The sequence below is a fragment of the Micromonospora sp. CA-263727 genome (genome assembly GCF_050942455.1).
GTDB lineage: Bacteria > Actinomycetota > Actinomycetes > Mycobacteriales > Micromonosporaceae > Micromonospora.
Window position 1 is genome coordinate 5263097 of the sequence record NZ_CP192031.1, and the last position, 15567, is coordinate 5278663.

At 73.8% G+C, this 15567-nt stretch carries 18 protein-coding genes; 1 reads left to right on the forward strand and 17 read right to left on the reverse strand.

Going from position 1 to position 15567, the window contains the following annotated elements; all coding sequences use genetic code 11:
- Window positions 1–5: 5 nt before the first annotated feature.
- The 3 genes from hisB to hisD are packed head-to-tail and all read right to left on the reverse strand — an operon-like array spanning window position 6 to window position 3048.
- A complete protein-coding gene (gene hisB / locus ACQPYA_RS22930; protein ID WP_433529154.1) occupies window positions 6–617 on the reverse strand; it encodes an imidazoleglycerol-phosphate dehydratase HisB in 612 nt (203 codons plus the stop codon).
- Window positions 614–1732, reverse strand: coding sequence for a histidinol-phosphate transaminase (locus ACQPYA_RS22935; RefSeq protein WP_433529155.1), 1119 nt, complete (start codon window positions 1730–1732; stop codon window positions 614–616). The genes hisB and ACQPYA_RS22935 overlap by 4 nt, the downstream gene beginning before the upstream one ends.
- On the reverse strand, window positions 1729–3048 hold the full coding sequence (gene hisD / locus ACQPYA_RS22940; RefSeq protein WP_433529156.1) for a histidinol dehydrogenase: 1320 nt from the start codon (window positions 3046–3048) through the stop codon (window positions 1729–1731). The genes ACQPYA_RS22935 and hisD overlap by 4 nt, the downstream gene beginning before the upstream one ends.
- A gap of 107 nt (window positions 3049–3155) precedes the next feature.
- On the opposite strand from hisD, the gene ACQPYA_RS22945 reads away from it, so the two are divergent.
- Entirely contained in the window at window positions 3156–3857 is a 702-nt protein-coding gene (locus ACQPYA_RS22945; protein ID WP_433529157.1) for an LON peptidase substrate-binding domain-containing protein, read from the forward strand.
- On the opposite strand, the gene ACQPYA_RS22950 is transcribed toward ACQPYA_RS22945, so the two are convergent.
- The 14 genes from ACQPYA_RS22950 to ACQPYA_RS23015 all read right to left on the reverse strand — a co-directional run bounded on the left by ACQPYA_RS22950 (window position 3769) and on the right by ACQPYA_RS23015 (window position 15551).
- Window positions 3769–4590, reverse strand: coding sequence for a DUF2567 domain-containing protein (locus tag ACQPYA_RS22950; protein ID WP_433529158.1), 822 nt, complete (start codon window positions 4588–4590; stop codon window positions 3769–3771). The genes ACQPYA_RS22945 and ACQPYA_RS22950 overlap by 89 nt on opposite strands.
- An 84-nt stretch (window positions 4591–4674) precedes the next feature.
- Complete coding sequence (locus tag ACQPYA_RS22955; RefSeq protein WP_433529159.1) at window positions 4675–6069, reverse strand: AAA family ATPase; 1395 nt, start codon at window positions 6067–6069, stop codon at window positions 4675–4677.
- Window positions 6070–6165: 96 nt separating this feature from the next.
- Window positions 6166–7182, reverse strand: a complete 1017-nt coding sequence (locus ACQPYA_RS22960; protein WP_433529160.1) for a hypothetical protein — start codon at window positions 7180–7182, stop codon at window positions 6166–6168.
- Between the two features lie 44 nt (window positions 7183–7226).
- Window positions 7227–8171 carry an RluA family pseudouridine synthase gene (locus ACQPYA_RS22965; protein WP_433529161.1) on the reverse strand — a complete coding sequence of 315 codons (945 nt, stop codon included), beginning with the start codon at window positions 8169–8171 and terminating at the stop codon, window positions 7227–7229.
- Entirely contained in the window at window positions 8168–8848 is a 681-nt protein-coding gene (locus tag ACQPYA_RS22970) for a signal peptidase II (protein WP_433529162.1), read from the reverse strand. Before ACQPYA_RS22970 ends, ACQPYA_RS22965 begins: the two co-directional genes overlap by 4 nt.
- 68 nt (window positions 8849–8916) lie before the next feature.
- On the reverse strand, window positions 8917–9336 hold the full coding sequence (locus tag ACQPYA_RS22975) for a TraR/DksA family transcriptional regulator (RefSeq protein ID WP_433529163.1): 420 nt from the start codon (window positions 9334–9336) through the stop codon (window positions 8917–8919).
- 290 nt (window positions 9337–9626) lie between these two features.
- Window positions 9627–9932, reverse strand: coding sequence for a DUF167 domain-containing protein (locus ACQPYA_RS22980; RefSeq protein ID WP_433529164.1), 306 nt, complete (start codon window positions 9930–9932; stop codon window positions 9627–9629).
- 10 nt (window positions 9933–9942) lie between these two features.
- Window positions 9943–10548 carry a hypothetical protein gene (locus ACQPYA_RS22985; protein ID WP_433529165.1) on the reverse strand — a complete coding sequence of 202 codons (606 nt, stop codon included), beginning with the start codon at window positions 10546–10548 and terminating at the stop codon, window positions 9943–9945.
- A gap of 74 nt (window positions 10549–10622) precedes the next feature.
- Complete coding sequence (locus ACQPYA_RS22990; RefSeq protein WP_433529166.1) at window positions 10623–11426, reverse strand: DivIVA domain-containing protein; 804 nt, start codon at window positions 11424–11426, stop codon at window positions 10623–10625.
- Window positions 11427–11470: 44 nt separating this feature from the next.
- On the reverse strand, window positions 11471–11776 hold the full coding sequence (locus tag ACQPYA_RS22995; protein ID WP_433529167.1) for a YggT family protein: 306 nt from the start codon (window positions 11774–11776) through the stop codon (window positions 11471–11473).
- Window positions 11777–11805: 29 nt separating this feature from the next.
- On the reverse strand, window positions 11806–12495 hold the full coding sequence (locus ACQPYA_RS23000; RefSeq protein WP_433529168.1) for a cell division protein SepF: 690 nt from the start codon (window positions 12493–12495) through the stop codon (window positions 11806–11808).
- 194 nt (window positions 12496–12689) lie between these two features.
- Complete coding sequence (locus tag ACQPYA_RS23005) at window positions 12690–13436, reverse strand: YggS family pyridoxal phosphate-dependent enzyme (protein WP_433529169.1); 747 nt, start codon at window positions 13434–13436, stop codon at window positions 12690–12692.
- 9 nt (window positions 13437–13445) lie between these two features.
- On the reverse strand, window positions 13446–14561 hold the full coding sequence (ftsZ, locus tag ACQPYA_RS23010; protein WP_433529170.1) for a cell division protein FtsZ: 1116 nt from the start codon (window positions 14559–14561) through the stop codon (window positions 13446–13448).
- A gap of 210 nt (window positions 14562–14771) precedes the next feature.
- The gene (locus ACQPYA_RS23015) at window positions 14772–15551 is read right to left on the reverse strand and encodes a cell division protein FtsQ/DivIB (protein WP_433533577.1); all 780 of its coding nucleotides are present in this window, start codon (window positions 15549–15551) and stop codon (window positions 14772–14774) included.
- Window positions 15552–15567 lie beyond the last annotated feature (16 nt).

The window sequence follows — 15567 nt, forward strand, 5'->3', positions numbered from 1 at the left end:
GCCGCTCACAGCGCCCCCTTGGTGCTGGGGATCGCGCCGGCCGCCCGCGGGTCCACGGCGGTCGCCTCCCGCAGCGCCCGGGAGACCGCCTTGAACTGCGCCTCCACCACGTGGTGGGCGTCCGGGTGGCCGCCCGGGCGGGTTGCCCGCAGCACGTCCACGTGCAGGGTGATCCGGGCCGCCTGGCCGAAGGACTCCCAGATGTGCCGGGTCATGCTGGTCGGGTAGACCGGCCCGATGTACGGGGCCAGCGGCGGCTCGTCGTGCACCACGTACGGCCGGCCGGAGAGGTCGACGGCGGCCCGGACCAGCACCTCGTCCATCGGGACGGTGGCCGAGCCGTACCGCCGGATGCCGGCCTTGTCGCCCAGCGCCTGGTCGAACGCGGCGCCCAGGGCCAGCGCGGTGTCCTCCATGGTGTGGTGGGCGTCGATCTCCAGGTCGCCGACGGTCTGCACGGTCAGGTCGAAGCCGCCGTGCCGGGCGATCTGGTGCAGCATGTGGTCGTAGAAGCCGACCCCGGTGCTGATCTCGGCCGCTCCGCTGCCGTCGAGGTCGATCTCGACCAGGACCTTGGTCTCCTTGGTGATCCGCTCCACCCGGGCGGTCCGGCTCATGCTGTGCCTTTCGGTCTCGGCGGCGGGGCGGGCCGGCCCTCGCGCTGAATCTTGTCCACGGCGGCTAGGAAGGCGTCGGTCTCGGCGGGTGTGCCGGCGGTGACCCGCAGCCAGCCGGGCAGGCCGACGTCGCGGACCAGCACACCGTGCGCCAGCAGCGCCCGCCAGGCGACGGCCTGGTCGCCGCCGACCTCGTAGAGCACGAAGTTGGCGTCGCTGTCGGCCACCCGCAGGCCACGATCGCGCAGCCCGGTCACGATCCGGTCGCGCTGTCGCATGATCTCGGTGACCGTGCCGAGCAGGGCGTCGCGGTGCGCCAGCGCGGCCCGGGCGGCGGCCTGGGTGAGCGCGGAGAGGTGGTACGGCAGGCGGACGAGCTGCACCGCCGCCACCACGGCCGGGTCGGCCGCCAGGTAGCCCAGCCGCCCGCCGGCGAACCCGAACGCCTTGCTCATGGTGCGGGTCACCACCAGCCGCGGGTGCCCGGGCAGCACCGCGAGGGCGCTGACCGTGCCCGGTCGGGCGAACTCCGCGTACGCCTCGTCGACCACCACCATGCCGGGCGCGACGTCGAGCACGGCGCTGATCACGGCCGGGTCGAGCGCGGTGCCGGTGGGGTTGTTCGGCGAGCAGAGGAAGACCACGTCCGGGCCGTGCTCGCGGATCTGGGTCACCGCCTCGTCGGCGGTCAGCCCGAAGTCGACGCCCCGCCGGGCCGGCGCCCAGCGGGTGCCGGTGCCGAGCGCCAGCAGCGGATGCATCGAGTACGCCGGGGTGAAGCCGAGCGCGGTGCGCCCCGGCCCGGCGAACGCCTGGAGCAACTGCTGCTGGATCTCGTTGGAGCCGTTGGCCGCCCACACCCCGTCGGCGGTGAGCCCGTGGCCGAGGTAGCCGGCCAGGTCGGCGCGGAGCGCCGTCGCGTCCCGGTCCGGGTAGCGGTTGAGGTCGCGCAGCTCGGCCGCGACCGCCTTGCCGATCGCCTCGACCACCGGCTCCGGCACCGGGTACGAGTTCTCGTTGGTGTTCAGCCGCACCGGCACGTCCAGCTGCGGCGCCCCGTACGGCGACAGCCCACGCAGGTCGTCGCGGATCGGCAGGTCGTCCAGAGTGGTCATGCCGTTGCCTCGAACCGGGCGGTGACCGCCTGGCCGTGTGCCGGCAGGTCCTCCACGTTGGCCAGGGTGACCACGTGCGGGGCGACCTCCCGCAGCGCCGCCTCGGTGTACTCCACCAGGTGGATGCCGCGCAGGAAGGACTGCACGGAGAGCCCGGAGGAGTGCCGCGCGCAGCCGCCGGTGGGCAGCACGTGGTTGGAGCCGGCGCAGTAGTCGCCCAACGACACCGGCGAGTACGCGCCCACGAAGATCGCCCCGGCGTTGCGTACCCGCATCGCCCACTGGCGGGCGTCGACCGTCTGGATCTCCAGGTGCTCCGCCGCGTACGCGTCGACCACCCGCAGCCCGGCCGCCAGGTCGTCGACCAGCACCACGCCGCTCTGCGCGCCGCCCAGGGCGGCGCCGACCCGCTCGGCGTGCTTGGTGGCGGGCACCTGCCGGTCCAGTTCGCGGTCGACCGCGTCGGCCAGCGCGACCGACGGGGTGACCAGCACGCTGGCCGCGAGCGGGTCGTGCTCGGCCTGGCTGATCAGATCGGCGGCGACGTGCACCGGGTCGGCGGTGTCGTCGGCCAGGATGGCGATCTCGGTGGGGCCGGCCTCGGCGTCGATGCCCACCACACCGCGGAGCAACCGCTTCGCGGCGGTGACCCAGATGTTGCCCGGGCCGGTGATCATGTCCACCGGCACACAGTACGCGCTGCCGGCGGCGTCCACGGCGCAGCCGTAGGCCAGCATCGCCACGGCCTGGGCGCCGCCGACGGCGTAGACCTCGTCGACGCCGAGCAGCGCGCAGGCGGCGAGCACCCGCGGATCGGGCAGGCCGCCGTTGTCCTGCTGCGGCGGGCTGGCCACCACCAGCGACCGGACGCCGGCCGCCTGGGCGGGCACCACGTTCATCACCACGGTCGACGGGTACATCGCCAGCCCGCCGGGGACGTAGAGGCCGACCCGGTCGACCGGAACCCAGCGTTCGGTGACCGTGCCGCCCGGCACCACCTGGGTGGTGTGGTCGGCGCGCCGCTGGTCGGCGTGCACCCTGCGGGTGCGGGCGATCGACTCCAGCAACGCGGCGCGGACCTGCGGATCCAGCGTGCCCTCCGCGGCGGCGATCGCGTCGGCGGGCACCCGCAGCACCTCCGGGGCCACCCCGTCGAACCGCTCGCTGGCCTCGCGGACCGCCCGGTAGCCATGCTCGCGGACCGCCGCCACCAGGGGACGGATCTGCTCGACGGCCACCGAGACGTCGAGCTGGGCGCGAGGCAGCAGGTGGCGCGGGTCGGGCGCGCCACCGCGCAGGTCGATGCGGTTCAACACCCCTGCGAGTCTAGGCGGCCCCGCGCCGGGCCGGACCGCGCCGCCCGCTGGCCGGGACGGTGAGCCGGGACACGCCGAGCGCCGCCGGTGCGGCTACGCTCGATCACGTGACCGTACGGCTGCCGGTGTTCCCGCTCGCCACGGTGCTCTTTCCCGGGCTGGTGTTGCCGCTGCACATCTTCGAGGAGCGCTACCGCGCCCTGGTCCGGCACCTGGTCGGGCTGCCCGAGGGCGCGCCACGCGAGTTCGGCGTGGTGGCCATCCGCAGCGGCTGGGAGGTCGCTCCCGGCTCCGGGCGGATCACCCCCGGCGGCGGCGAGGTGACCCTGCACGAGGTGGGCTGCACCGCGGAGCTGCGGCAGGTCACCGAGCTGGCCGACGGGGGCTTCGACATCGTCACCGTGGGGCGGCGGCGGTTCCGGGTGGCGGAGGTCGACCCGCATGCCGCGCCGTACCTGACCGCCGAGGTGCAGTGGCTGCCCGAGCCGACCGGCCCGGACGAGGCGGCCAGCCTGCTGGCGGCCCGGGTGATCGCGGTCTTCCGGCAGTACCTCGGCCTGATCCGGGTCGAGACCGGCCAGCTGACCGAGCAACTGCCGGAGGATCCGACCGTGCTCTCCCACCTGGTGGCCGCGACCGCGGCGCTGACCGTGGCGGACCGGCAACGGCTGCTCGCCATCGACGACACGGCGGCCCGGCTGCGCGCCGAGCTGACCCTGCTCAACCGCGAGGCGGCTCTGCTGCGTCAGGTGCGGGCGGTTCCGGTGCCGCTGGCGGAGCTGGCCACGGCCCCGCCGGCCCCGAACTGACCCCACCCGCCGGATGACCGGCCGGCGGGTAGCCGCCCGCTGGATAGCCCCCCGGCGGGTAGCCGCCGGCTGGATAGCTGCCCGGCGGGTAGCCGAGCCAGGTCGCCTCGGGCTCCGGCTCGGGGCGCAGCGACGGCCACCGGGACCAGCCGGCCAGCATCGTGTACATCACCGCGGCGCCGAACGACGGCAGCAGCAGGTTGCCGTGCGGCATCGGCAGCACGCCGAAGACCAGGTCGACCCCGCCGGCGTGCAGGTCGGCCGGCTTGGTGAAGGCCGTACCCTCCGGGGCGGTGTCGAGCAGCCGCTCGAAGGTGCTCAGCCCGACCCGGCGCCCGACCTGCCAGGCGACCAGCGCGGTGGTGAGCGCGCCGGCCACCACGACGACCAGCCCGACCGGGCCCCGGTGCCGGCGCAGCACGAACCACACCACGATCGCGGCGAGCACTCCGAAGCCCAGCCCGAGCAGGGAGAACCACCCGTCGGCGGCGATCGGCTGCTCCGGCTGGGTCTGGCCGTAGACCGCGCCCCTGGCGGTCTTCACCACCGGGGTGGCCGGGGCGATCGCCGCCCAGAGCAGCCCCAGCGGGGCACCCAGCAGGCCCAGCACGAGCACGACCAGCGCCCCGACGGTCACCGTGCGACCGGGCCGGCGTGGCGGGTCCGCCGGCACCGGCTCGACGGCCGGCGGTACCGGTACGGGCGGTTCGGCGGCGGGGGTGTCCGGGGTCACCCGATGATCCTTGCAGTTCCCGTCCCGAGCCGTGCATCGTGTCCCGTCACGAGTCACGCATCGTGTCGCCACCCCGGGGCGCGATCAGTGCGCGAACGGCTCCAGCATCGCCGACGCCGCCCGCAGCCACGCCTGCCGCGTCTCGGCCTGGAGCTGGTGGTATTCGATCGAGGAGCCGGTCTCCAGGGCCGGGTCGTACGGCACCACGGCCACCGCCCGGGTGCGGGTGGCGAAGTGCCGCTCCAGGTCGGCCTGCAACGGCAGGCGCCCCGGGGTGGGGCAGGAGATCAGGGTGACCGCGTTGTCGGCCAGCTCGCCCATCCCCTCCTCGTGCAGCAGGTCGAGCATCCAGTCCGCGCTGAACGCGGCGTCCTCGCGGGGCACGGTGGTGACCACCAACTGGTCGGCGGCCTGCATCACGGTGCGCCAGTTCGGGCTCTCCACGTTGTTGCCGGTGTCCACACAGATCACGTCATGGGTGCGGCGGAGCAGTTCGAGCACCCGTTTGACGGTGAACTGGTCCAGCCGCTGGGCGAACCGGGGGCTCTCCTCGCCGGCCAGCACGTCGTACGAGCCGTCGGAGGCGTGCCGCAGGTAGTCGTCGAGGATCTCCAGCAGCTCCGCGCCCTCGCGGATCTCGATCTGCACGAGATCGGCGACCAGATGCCGGATCGTACGGGCGTGCCGGGCGCTGCCGGCGCGCAGCCCGAGGGTGCCGCGCAACTCGTTGTCGTCCCAGGCCAGCACGCCACGCCCGCGCACGCTGCCGACGGTGGCCGCGGCCAGGACGGTCGCCGTGGTCTTGTGCACCCCGCCCTTGGGATTGGCGAAGGCGACCACCCGTGGGGTGCCCAGATCCCGGCGGAGCACCCCGGCGGCGCGTTCGAGCTCGCTCTCGGCGCTCTGCGCGCGCCACTCGATGCGCCCCGGCCGGCCGGCCACCGTCGGCGCGGCGGCGGGCGGAGCGGGTGCGGGCGACACCGGCGGCGCGGATGGGGCGGGCGGGGCGGGCGGTTGGTAGCCGCCGTTGTCCAGCAGCGCGTACCGGGACTCCACCGGTGGCCGGGACTCCACCGGTGGCGCGGCATGCCGGTAGCCGTTGTCCAGCAGGGTGTAGCGGGACTCCGCCGGATCCGGCCGGCGCGGCTCCGGCACCGCCGGGTAGGCCGACTGCCCCCGGTACGCCTGGGCGGGGTGCTGCGGCTCGACCCGGTAGCTCGCCTCGGCCCGGTAGTCGGGCTCGCTGCCGTACGGCCGCTCGGCCGGCTGACCGACGGCCGGGGCCCGGCCCGCGTAGCCGGGACCCGCCGTGCGGCGCGGCAACGGCGACTCGGGCGGCGTCGGCGGCGCTTCCTCAGCGCGCTGATCGGCCGCGGCCGGCTCGGCGCCCCGGCTGCCCAGGCGGGCCCGGTCGAGCAGCGCCCGCCATCGCGGTGCCGGTTCGGCGGGCCGTCCCCAACCGGTCTCGCTGCCGTCCACGGCTCGCCTCCCCAGCGCCTCGGTCTCCGTCTGACAGGCTACGAACGAAACCCTATTCGGGCCACACCGGGCCACGCACCGATGTGGCCCCAATCGTCAGGGTGTCGGGCTCATGTCGCTCTCCACGACGACGTCTGCCGAGGTGGGAGGCGCATGAGGAGTGGTGGCTGCCGGTGTCGACAAGGACACCGCCGGTGATGGTGATGAATCCGACACCTCCGGCGAAGCCGGCACGCGATCCTCGGGCACCGGATCCGGTGTCGGCGAGGCGGGCCAGGCCGTCGGGGACGGTACCGGGGTGACGTCGCGATCGACCGGCGGCCGGGCCACGTCCCACTGCTCGGGCAGCGGCGGAGTGAACACCGTGCGCTCCAGCCGCCGGACCTCCGGGGCCGGGTCGACCACCCGCACGCCGGATCGGGCCGCGACGCCGCGCAGCGCGGCCGGTGCGGCACGCACCACCAGCGCGTAGACGCAGGCGCAACCCGCTCGGTAGGCGGCCGCCTCCTGTGCGGCGACCCGCGAGCCACTCTCGTACAGCTGGCGCAGCTCGCGCTCCTGCGGACCGCCGCCGCCCAGCCCGGCGGCCCGGGCCCGGTAGTCGGCGGCCTCCCGCTCCTTGCGCTCGGCAAGCGCCATCATGCCGGCGGTCACGTCCTCGGGCAGCCGCTGCGCGGGAATCCGGACGATCTCGGTCTGCCGGTCCGGCAGCGGTACCCGGCCGAAGACGACCGCCACGCCCACGTCGCCGACCACCGTCGCGAGCGCCTGCGGGGTCAGGTACTCGGTCAGCGAGACCAGGGCGTACGTGCCCTCGCCGAGGGCCGCGCCGCCGGCCAGGGCGGCCAGGTCGGCCGCGGACGCCCGCTCGTAACCGGGGATCGAGTCGCCCTCGGCGACCCCCACCCGGGTCACCTCCCCGACCGTCCGGTCCTGGGCGGGCGGGCCGCCCGTGGCCAGCACGGCGGTGAACAGCACGGTGGCGCAGGAGAGCACCGCCACCCAGCCGAGCAGCGGGGCGCCGGCCGAGCGCTGGCCGAGTCGGGTCACCGCGGCGGCGAGCCGGGGCAGCGTTCGCTGGTCCAGCTGCCGGAGCAGGTCGCCAGCGCGCACGGGCGGATCCCCCTCGTCGGATCGGTCGGGACGGGCGGGGCGCGTCAGTCGCGGAGGAGTTCCAGCGCGCGTCCCAGGTCGTCAGGGTAGTCGCTGACGAAGCGGACCTCGTCCCCCGTACGGGGGTGCTGGAAACTCAACTCTCTGGCGTGCAACCACTGGCGGTCCAGTCGGAGCCGGGCGGCGAGAGTGGGATCGGCGCCGTACGTGAGGTCACCCACGCAGGGGTGCCGCAGGGTGGAGAAGTGCACCCGGATCTGGTGGGTGCGACCGGTTTCCAGCCGCACGTCGACCAGGCTCGCCGAGGGAAACGCCTCGATGGTGTCGTAGTGGGTGATGCTGGGCTTCCCGCCGGAGACCACCGCCCAGCGGTAGTCGTGATGGGGGTGCCGGTCGATCGGGGCGTCGATGGTGCCGCGCAGCGGGTCCAGGTGGCCCTGCACCACCGCGTGGTACCGCTTCTCCACCTCGCGGTACTTGAAGGCCCGCTTCAGCACGCTGTACGCCTGCTCGCTCTTGGCCACCACCATGACCCCGGTCGTGCCGACGTCGAGCCGGTGCACCACCCCCTGGCGCTCCGCGGCGCCGCTGGTGGCGATGGTGTGCCCGATCGCGGCCAACCCGCCGATCACGGTCGGGCCGGTCCAGCCCGGGCTGGGATGCGCGGCCACCCCGACCGGCTTGTCGACCACCACGATGTCGTCGTCGGCGTAGACCACCTGAAGGCCGGGGACCGCCCGGGGCACCACCACCGGCGCCCCGGCCGGCGCGGGCAGCGTCACCTCCAGCCAGGAGCCCGCCCGTACCTTGTGCGAGTTGGGCCGGACCGCGCCGTCGACCAACGCCTCACCGGCGTCGACCAGGGCGGCCGCGGCCGTGCGGGAGAGGCCGAACAGCCGGGCCACGGCCTGGTCCAGCCGCATGCCGTCGAGGCCGTCCGGCACGGGCAGGCTGCGCTGGTCGCCGCCGGCGGCGAAGGTGGCCGTCACGCGCGCTCCCGCCGCCCGCCGTCGCTGGCACCGGGCTCGCCGGTCGCCGCGCTGTCTTCGGCCGCGGCGTCATCGTGGCCCGCGGCGTCGTTCTTGCCCGTGGTGTCCGGGCGGTCGTCGCCGGGGGCCCGGGTGCCGTCGCGCTGGCGGCCGGTGAACTCCAGCCCCACGGCCAGCAGCACGCCGCAGACCAGGGCGCTGTCCGCGACGTTGAAGATCGGAAAAACCCGGCCGTACGGGTCGAAGACACTGATCATGTCGACCACGTGCCCGACGAACCAGCCTGGGGCCCGGAAGATCCGGTCGATCAGGTTGCCGGTCACCCCGCCGACCACCAGGCCGAGCGAGATCGCCCAGGGCACCGAGCGCAGCGTCCGGGCCATCCAGCCGATCCAGCCCAGCACGCCGACCGCGATCAGGGGAAAGATGAAGGTGTAGTCCGAGCCCATGCTCCACGCCGCCCCGCTGTTGCGGGTCAGCGAGAGGTAGAGAGCCCCGCCCAGCAGTCGGACCGGCTCGCGATCGCTCAACTCGACCAGGGCGAGGTGCTTGGTGAGCACGTCGACCGTCAGAGCGAACGCCGCGAGGCTCAGGAGGATCGTGACCGGTCGACGCCGCGATCTCGTGGCGGCGCCCGGCTCGGCGGTGCCGGATCCAGCGGGCGGTGCTGCGCTCATCTGCTCCCCATCGACGCATCGCGGCGGTGCCGTCGCACCGCCGCGCACGGGTGCCGGGGAGCGTGCCGTCAGCGCCGCTCCGCCAGCTGCTTGCAGGTCACGCAGAGGGTGGCCGACGGGAAGGCGGCCAGCCGCTCCACCGGGATGGGGTTGCCGCACCGCTCGCACCAGCCGTAACCACCCTCGTCGAGCCGCTCCAACGCGCGCTCGACCTGCGTGATCCGTTCCAGAATGCTGTTGGCGAGGGAGATCTCCTGCTCCCGCTCGAACGTCTTGGTGCCGGTGTCGGCCTGGTCGTCCCCGGCCGAGTCGGTCAGGCGGTCGCGCTGCAACTCGGTGATCTCGCTCAGCGTCTGATCGTACTCGGCTCGCAGTTCGTCATGCCGCGCCGCCAGCGCGGCCCGGATCTTCTCGGTCTCCGCGGCGCTGCGGGCGGACTTCGCTGCCGGCTTGCGGCCTGCGGTCCTGGTCTCGGCTGGCTTGGCCATCGTCGCTCCCTCAGCCACGGAGCCGCGGTGACTCCGCGGCGCCTGGACAGGGGCCGCCAACATCGGCTGCCCCGGGTACAAAACGGGCGCGCGGCGACGAGGCCGCGCACTCCGGAGGTTGGCAAGGATACGGAACGTACAGGCGTCCGACAACGTGCCGCACCGGAGCACCCGATCCACCCCGATTTATGCCGTATCGGGGCAAATGGAACGCTAGCAGATTGACCCGCCCGATCCGGCGTACTCGGCCAAGGAGCCCGGCCCTTTCCTGACCCCTCGCCGGCCCTGCGTCAGCCGGTCGCTCCGGCCCCGTCGCGCAACCGGCTGAGCCGGCCGGAGAGATCCGGGCCGGCCGGAGTGACCAGGAAGAGTTTGTCGCGGCTGGCCGCGCCGGTACGCAGCGACACGGTGGACGGTCGGACGCCGAGCGCACCGGCCAGGGCACGCCGGGCGGCCTCGGTGGCCCGCCCGTCGACCGCCGGGGCATTGACCGCGATCACCAACGCGGGCCCGTGCGGGCCGTCGAACCGGCCCCCCACCCGGGCTCGGGACGCACCCGGTTTCACCCGGACGGCGACGGTCAGCGCATCGTCCATGGGGATCGGCTCAGTGTCGTCCGGATTCCGACAACAGAATGGTGCCCGGCGTGCAGTGGGCGCAGGGGGTGAAACCGAGATCGGCCGCCTCGGCGACGGGCAGCGGCTCGTGCTCCCGCCCGACCAGGTGCGGGCATTCGACGAGGTGGTAGCGGGGTCGCCCGTCGACCACCCGGACCTCGTCGGGGAGGAGAGCCACCCGGGCCGCCTGCTCCGGGGTGATCTCCTGGGCCGCGGGCTCGTCGTCGTACCCGTCGGCGTCGGCACCGGCGTCGACGACCCGCTCCCGCGGGCCGGTCACCGGCGAGCCGGGTGGTTGCCGCCACCCGACGTCGCCGGTCTCCACGGTCGGTGGGATGTGCTGTGCCGGGATGCCCGGTTCGCGACCGGCGGCCGGAGCGGCCTCGCCGGCGGCGTCCCGCGGCGGCCTCCCGGCTGGCCCGCGATGCCCGGTGGCACGGCCGGCGGCCGCCTGGCGGGCGCCCGCGACCAGCGCGACGGCGGCCAGCAGGCTGGCCCCGATGGAGACGACCAGCAGCGGGCTGGAGCCTCCGGCCAGGCCCAGGACCAGCAGCACCACGGCGACGAGGATGAGCGCGAGACTGATGACTATCACGACTCACCCCCGCCGCGTCGTGCCTATGAAGCAGGGCGGCCGACCGTCGCGCCGACGGTCACCGGCCCGGTGGTTCAGCGACCGGCCTCAAGCGCTCCGGAGCGCCCGCCGCCGTAGGACCCGGCGAGGCCGGCGGCGGCCAGCCCGTTACCGGCGGCCCGGGTGCCGTCCCCGCGGGTCATCTCGGCTTCGAGACCCTGGCCACGACCGTCGAGGTCACGCAGCTGGCTCTCCAGGTACGCCTTGAGCCGGGTGCGGTACTCCCGCTCGAACTGCTTCAGCTCCTCGATGTGCTTCTGCAGCGCGGTGCGCTTGGCGTCCAGGCCGCCCATGGCCTCCTGGTGCCGCTGGCGGGCGTCGCGCTCAAGCGCGTCGGCCTTGGCCCGCGCCTCGCGGGTGACCTCCTCGGCCTTGGAGCGGGCCTCGGAGAGCAGCTGGTCGGCCTCGCGACGGGCGTCGGAGACGTGGTCGTCCGCCGTCCGCTGGGCCATCATCAGCACCCGCAGCGCCTGCTGCTCGCCGTCGGGGCCACCCGGCACCACGCCACCGGTGGCGGCCCGGACCTGCTCCAGCTCGGCCTGCATGGCGCGGGCGGCCTGCTCGGCGGCGACCTTGTCGCGCTGCACCCGGTCGAGCTGGGACTTGACGTCGTTGAGTTCGGCCGCCAGGCGGGCGTCGCCGCCGGGGCCGGCGGGAGCGCCGCCCCGCCCACCGCGCTCCACCTGGGCGCGCAGTTCGTTGTTCTCCTCGATCAGACGGGCGAGTTCGCGCTCGACCTCGTCCAGGAAGGCGTCGACCTCCTCCTCGTCGTAGCCCCGCTTGCCGATCGGCGGCTTCTTGAAGGCGACGTTATGGACGTCGGCCGGGGTCAGCGGCATCGAAACTCCTCGGGTCAGTTGCGGCCGCGATAGCGCGTCGGTCATCAGGCTGTCCTGAAGATCGCCGGCTCTAACACAAACCTCATCAGCACGAACAGGATAACCAGGAGCACAAGGGAGGCCAGGTCGATGCTCACGGTACCAATTCGCAGCGGAGGGATCACACGCCTCAACGCCCAGAGCGGGGGATCAGTGACGCTCCACACGGATTCCAGTCCGGCCGATGCTCCGCGACCAGGTTGCCAGCGCCGTCCGTACTGAAGAACCGCGCTCAGTACGAAACGGGCCAGAAGAACGATCAGGAAGACATACGTGATCAGGTAGAGGACCTGTAGCAAGATCGACAACACGGTTGGCGGCGTCCCTCGGGTCGGGCGGGTCAACTCAGGCTGAAGAACCCACCCTCAGCGATCTTGGCCTTGTCCTCGGCGGTGACCTGGACATTGGCCGGTGAGAGCAGGAACACCCGGTTGGTCACGCGCTCGATCGTACCGCGCAGCCCGAACGCCAGACCGGCGGCGAAGTCCACCAGACGGCGGGCATCCGCCTCATCCATTTCGGTGAGGTTGATGATCACGGGCACGCCGTCCCGGAAGTGCTCGCCGATGGTGCGGGCCTCGCGGTAGGTGGTCGGGTGCAGCGTGGTGATCTGGTAGCGCTGCTCCTCCTCGGGCGCCACCGCGCGCTCTCGGGGCTGCACCTGCGGAGCCAGCGCGAGATTGTCCCGGGAGTGGTAGGTCAACGCGCCGGACGGCTCACCGGTCGACCGGGTGATCGACCGGACGCTGGACCGCTCGCCCCGCTCCGGACGCTCGGAGTCCAGCCGATCCGACTCGCCCAGCCGGCCACCGGAGCGCTCGCTCAGCCGGCCCCGGTCAGCCAGCCGCGGACGCGGCGCGGGCGGCTCCTCCGCCTCGTCCTCGTCGTCGGCGAACTCCTCGGCGTACCGGCTCTGCCGGTAGCGCGACTCGCGGTAGCCACCCTTGTCGTAGCCACCGTCGTCATAGGCCCGCTCGTCGTCCTCTTCGACCAGTCCGAGCCAGACCCCCGCCTTGCGCAGTGCACCCATCCCCGCGCCCTTCCCGTCCGCCGTGCGGCACACGCCCCCGCCGTGTCGCCTGTCGCGAGTGGACCATTCCTGCCCACCGGACCGGAACGGCAATCCCCCGACGCGCAATTCGCGTTGCACGCCACGCCCCCCGGTCGCCGGGAAGGCCGTTCCCGCAAACAACACTGATGTAATTTGCTTCCCTCGCGGTCAGGCTACCGCAGCGTGGGACGCATTCCGAGCAACGCGCTGCCGACGCGGACATGTGTCGCGCCGTGGTCGATCGCCGCCTCCAGGTCACCGCTCATGCCCGCTGACAGGGCCGTGGCCTGCGGGTGCTCCGCCCGGAACGCCTCGGCGAGCGCGGCGAGCCGGCCGAACGCCCGCGCCGGCTCCCAGCCGAGCGGCGCCACGGCCATCAGCCCGGCCAGTCGCAGCCCCGGCGCGGCGGCCACCGCGGCGGCGACCGGACCGAGGCCGATATCCGGATCGGTCGAGTCCGGCACCGTACCGCCCCGGGCCGGGTCGGCGTCGATGCTGACCTGCACCAGCACCTCCAACGGGCGATCCCGGCCGGCGGTCGCGGCGGCGTCCAGCGCGGACGCCAGCCGGACGCTGTCGACGGACTGCACCACGTCCGCGTACCGGATCACCGACTTCACCTTGTTGCGTTGCAGCCGGCCGATGAAGTGCCAGCGGGCCGTGACCCCGGCGGCGGCGACCAGCGTGGCCTTGGCCGCCGCCTCCTGGTCGCGGTTCTCCCCCACGTCGGTCACTCCGAGGCCGGCCAACGCGACCACGTCGGCCGCCGGGTAGGTCTTGGTCACCGCGATCATGGTCACGTCGGCCCGGTCACGGCCCGCCGCGGCGCAGGCGTCGGCGATACGCGCACGTACCCGGGCCAGCCCGGCGGCGAGTTCGGCACGCCGATCGGGGCGTACCAGGGCGGGACTGTCGGTCATCGGAGGTGCTCAGGACCCGTTCTTGAGGAAGTCGGGCACGTCGACGTCGTCGAACAGCACCCGGCGCGGCGACTGCGGCGCCACCGGCGGGGCGGGCGACGGCACGACCGGCGTGCTCGGCTGCGCGGCCTGGTTCTGGTTGGTCTTTCGGGCCGGCTCGGCCGCCTTGTAGGCCGGCGTACCCCCGTCGAAGCCCGCCGCGATCACGGTCACCCGCACCTCGTCGCCGAGCGCGTCGTCGATGACCGCACCGAAAATGATGTTGGCGTCCGCGTGCGCTGCGTCGGTGACCAGCTGGGCCGCGTCGTTGATCTCGAACAGGCCCAGGTCGGACCCGCCGGCGATGGAGAGCAGCACGCCCCGGGCGCCGTCCATGCTCTGCTCCAGCAGCGGGCTGGAGATGGCCGCCTCGGCCGCCTCGACCGCGCGGTTCTCGCCGCGGGCGCTGCCGATGCCCATCAACGCGCTGCCCGCACCGCTCATCACGCTCTTGACGTCGGCGAAGTCCAGGTTGATCAGACCCGGCGTGGTGATCAGGTCGGTGATGCCCTGCACACCGGAGAGGAGCACCTGGTCGGCCGTGCGGAACGCGTCCATCATGCTGATGTTGCGGTCGCCGAGCGCCAGCAGCCGGTCGTTGGGGATGACGATCAGCGTGTCGCACTGGTTGCGCAGCTCGTCGATGCCGGCCTCGGCCTGCACCTGGCGGCGCTTGCCCTCGAAGGAGAACGGGCGGGTCACCACACCGATGGTCAGCGCACCCAGCTTGCGGGCGATGTTCGCCACCACGGGCGCGCCGCCGGTGCCGGTGCCGCCGCCCTCACCGCAGGTCACGAAGACCATGTCCGCGCCCTTGAGCACCTCCTCGATCTCGTCGCGGTGGTCCTCGGCAGCGTTCTTGCCGACGTCCGGGTTGGCGCCGGCACCCAGCCCGCGGGTGAGTTCGCGGCCGACGTCGAGCTTGACGTCGGCGTCACTCATCAGCAACGCCTGCGCGTCCGTGTTGATCGCGATGAACTCGACGCCCTTGAGCCCAACCTCGATCATCCGGTTGACGGCGTTGACGCCGCCGCCCCCGATGCCGACGACCTTGATGACCGCCAGGTAGTTGTGCGGAGGTGTCATCTCCGGTCCTTTCCCTTCGAGATTGGCTACTCCCCGACCGACTACGGCGTGGCCAGACCGGCGGTCGAGAGGCAAACCCTCACCCTCTACTAGAGGGTTACGGTTATGTCAACCACTGATCCTCTTCCGGGCAACGTAAGCGCACCTGAGCGATGAGCCAAGGATCTGCCCGGCGTGTCGCCGCTGGAGCGCAACGCCTCACCGCCGGCCTCATTGGAAGGTGACCACATCCGGGGCGCTGACGTCGATCCGGGCGGCCTCCTGGCCGAGCAGGGCGGTGGCCACCCGGGCCTTGTCCGCCCCGCGGGTCGCGTCACCCCAGAACACCGTGCGATCGCCGCGCAGCTGCACGCTGATCCGGGCCAGGCCCTCGACCGTGACCTCCACCAGTTCGGCGCGCAGCTGTGGGGTGAGCACGGCCAGCACGGCCAACCCGGCCTGGGTGTCCGGGTCGTCGGGGCCGGGCTCGGCCAGCCGTACCAGCGGCAGGCCGTCCGGACGCTGCGGCAGGGTCCGGAAGGCCACCCCGGTGGCGTCGACCACGACGAACTGTTCCCCGCGTGGCACCACCGCCACGCCGGTCCGCTCGGTCAGCCGGACCACCACCGCCTCCGGCCAGTCCCGGGTCACCGTCGCCCGCTCCACCGGCGGCAGGGCACCGACCCGGCCGGCCAGCTCGGCCAGGTCCAGCCGGGCCAGCGGGACGCCGTCCGGCACCCCCACCGCGTCCCGGACCTGCACCGCCGTGACCAGCTCGGCCCCCTCCACCCGCACCTCGCGCACCCCGAACAGGCCGGTGCCGAGCAGCAGCCAGGCCACCAGGGCGGCCAGGGCGAGCACCCCGCCGGCCACCGCCCACGGCAGCGCCGCGCGCATCCGGCGGCGCCGGGCCCGGGCCATGAACCGCCGGGTGGAGGCCGGCACCGCGTCGCTGCCGGCGCGGACCAGCTGCCAGCGCCGGGTCGGACGACGGCCCGCGCCGCCGTCCACACCGGTGCCGCGCCCG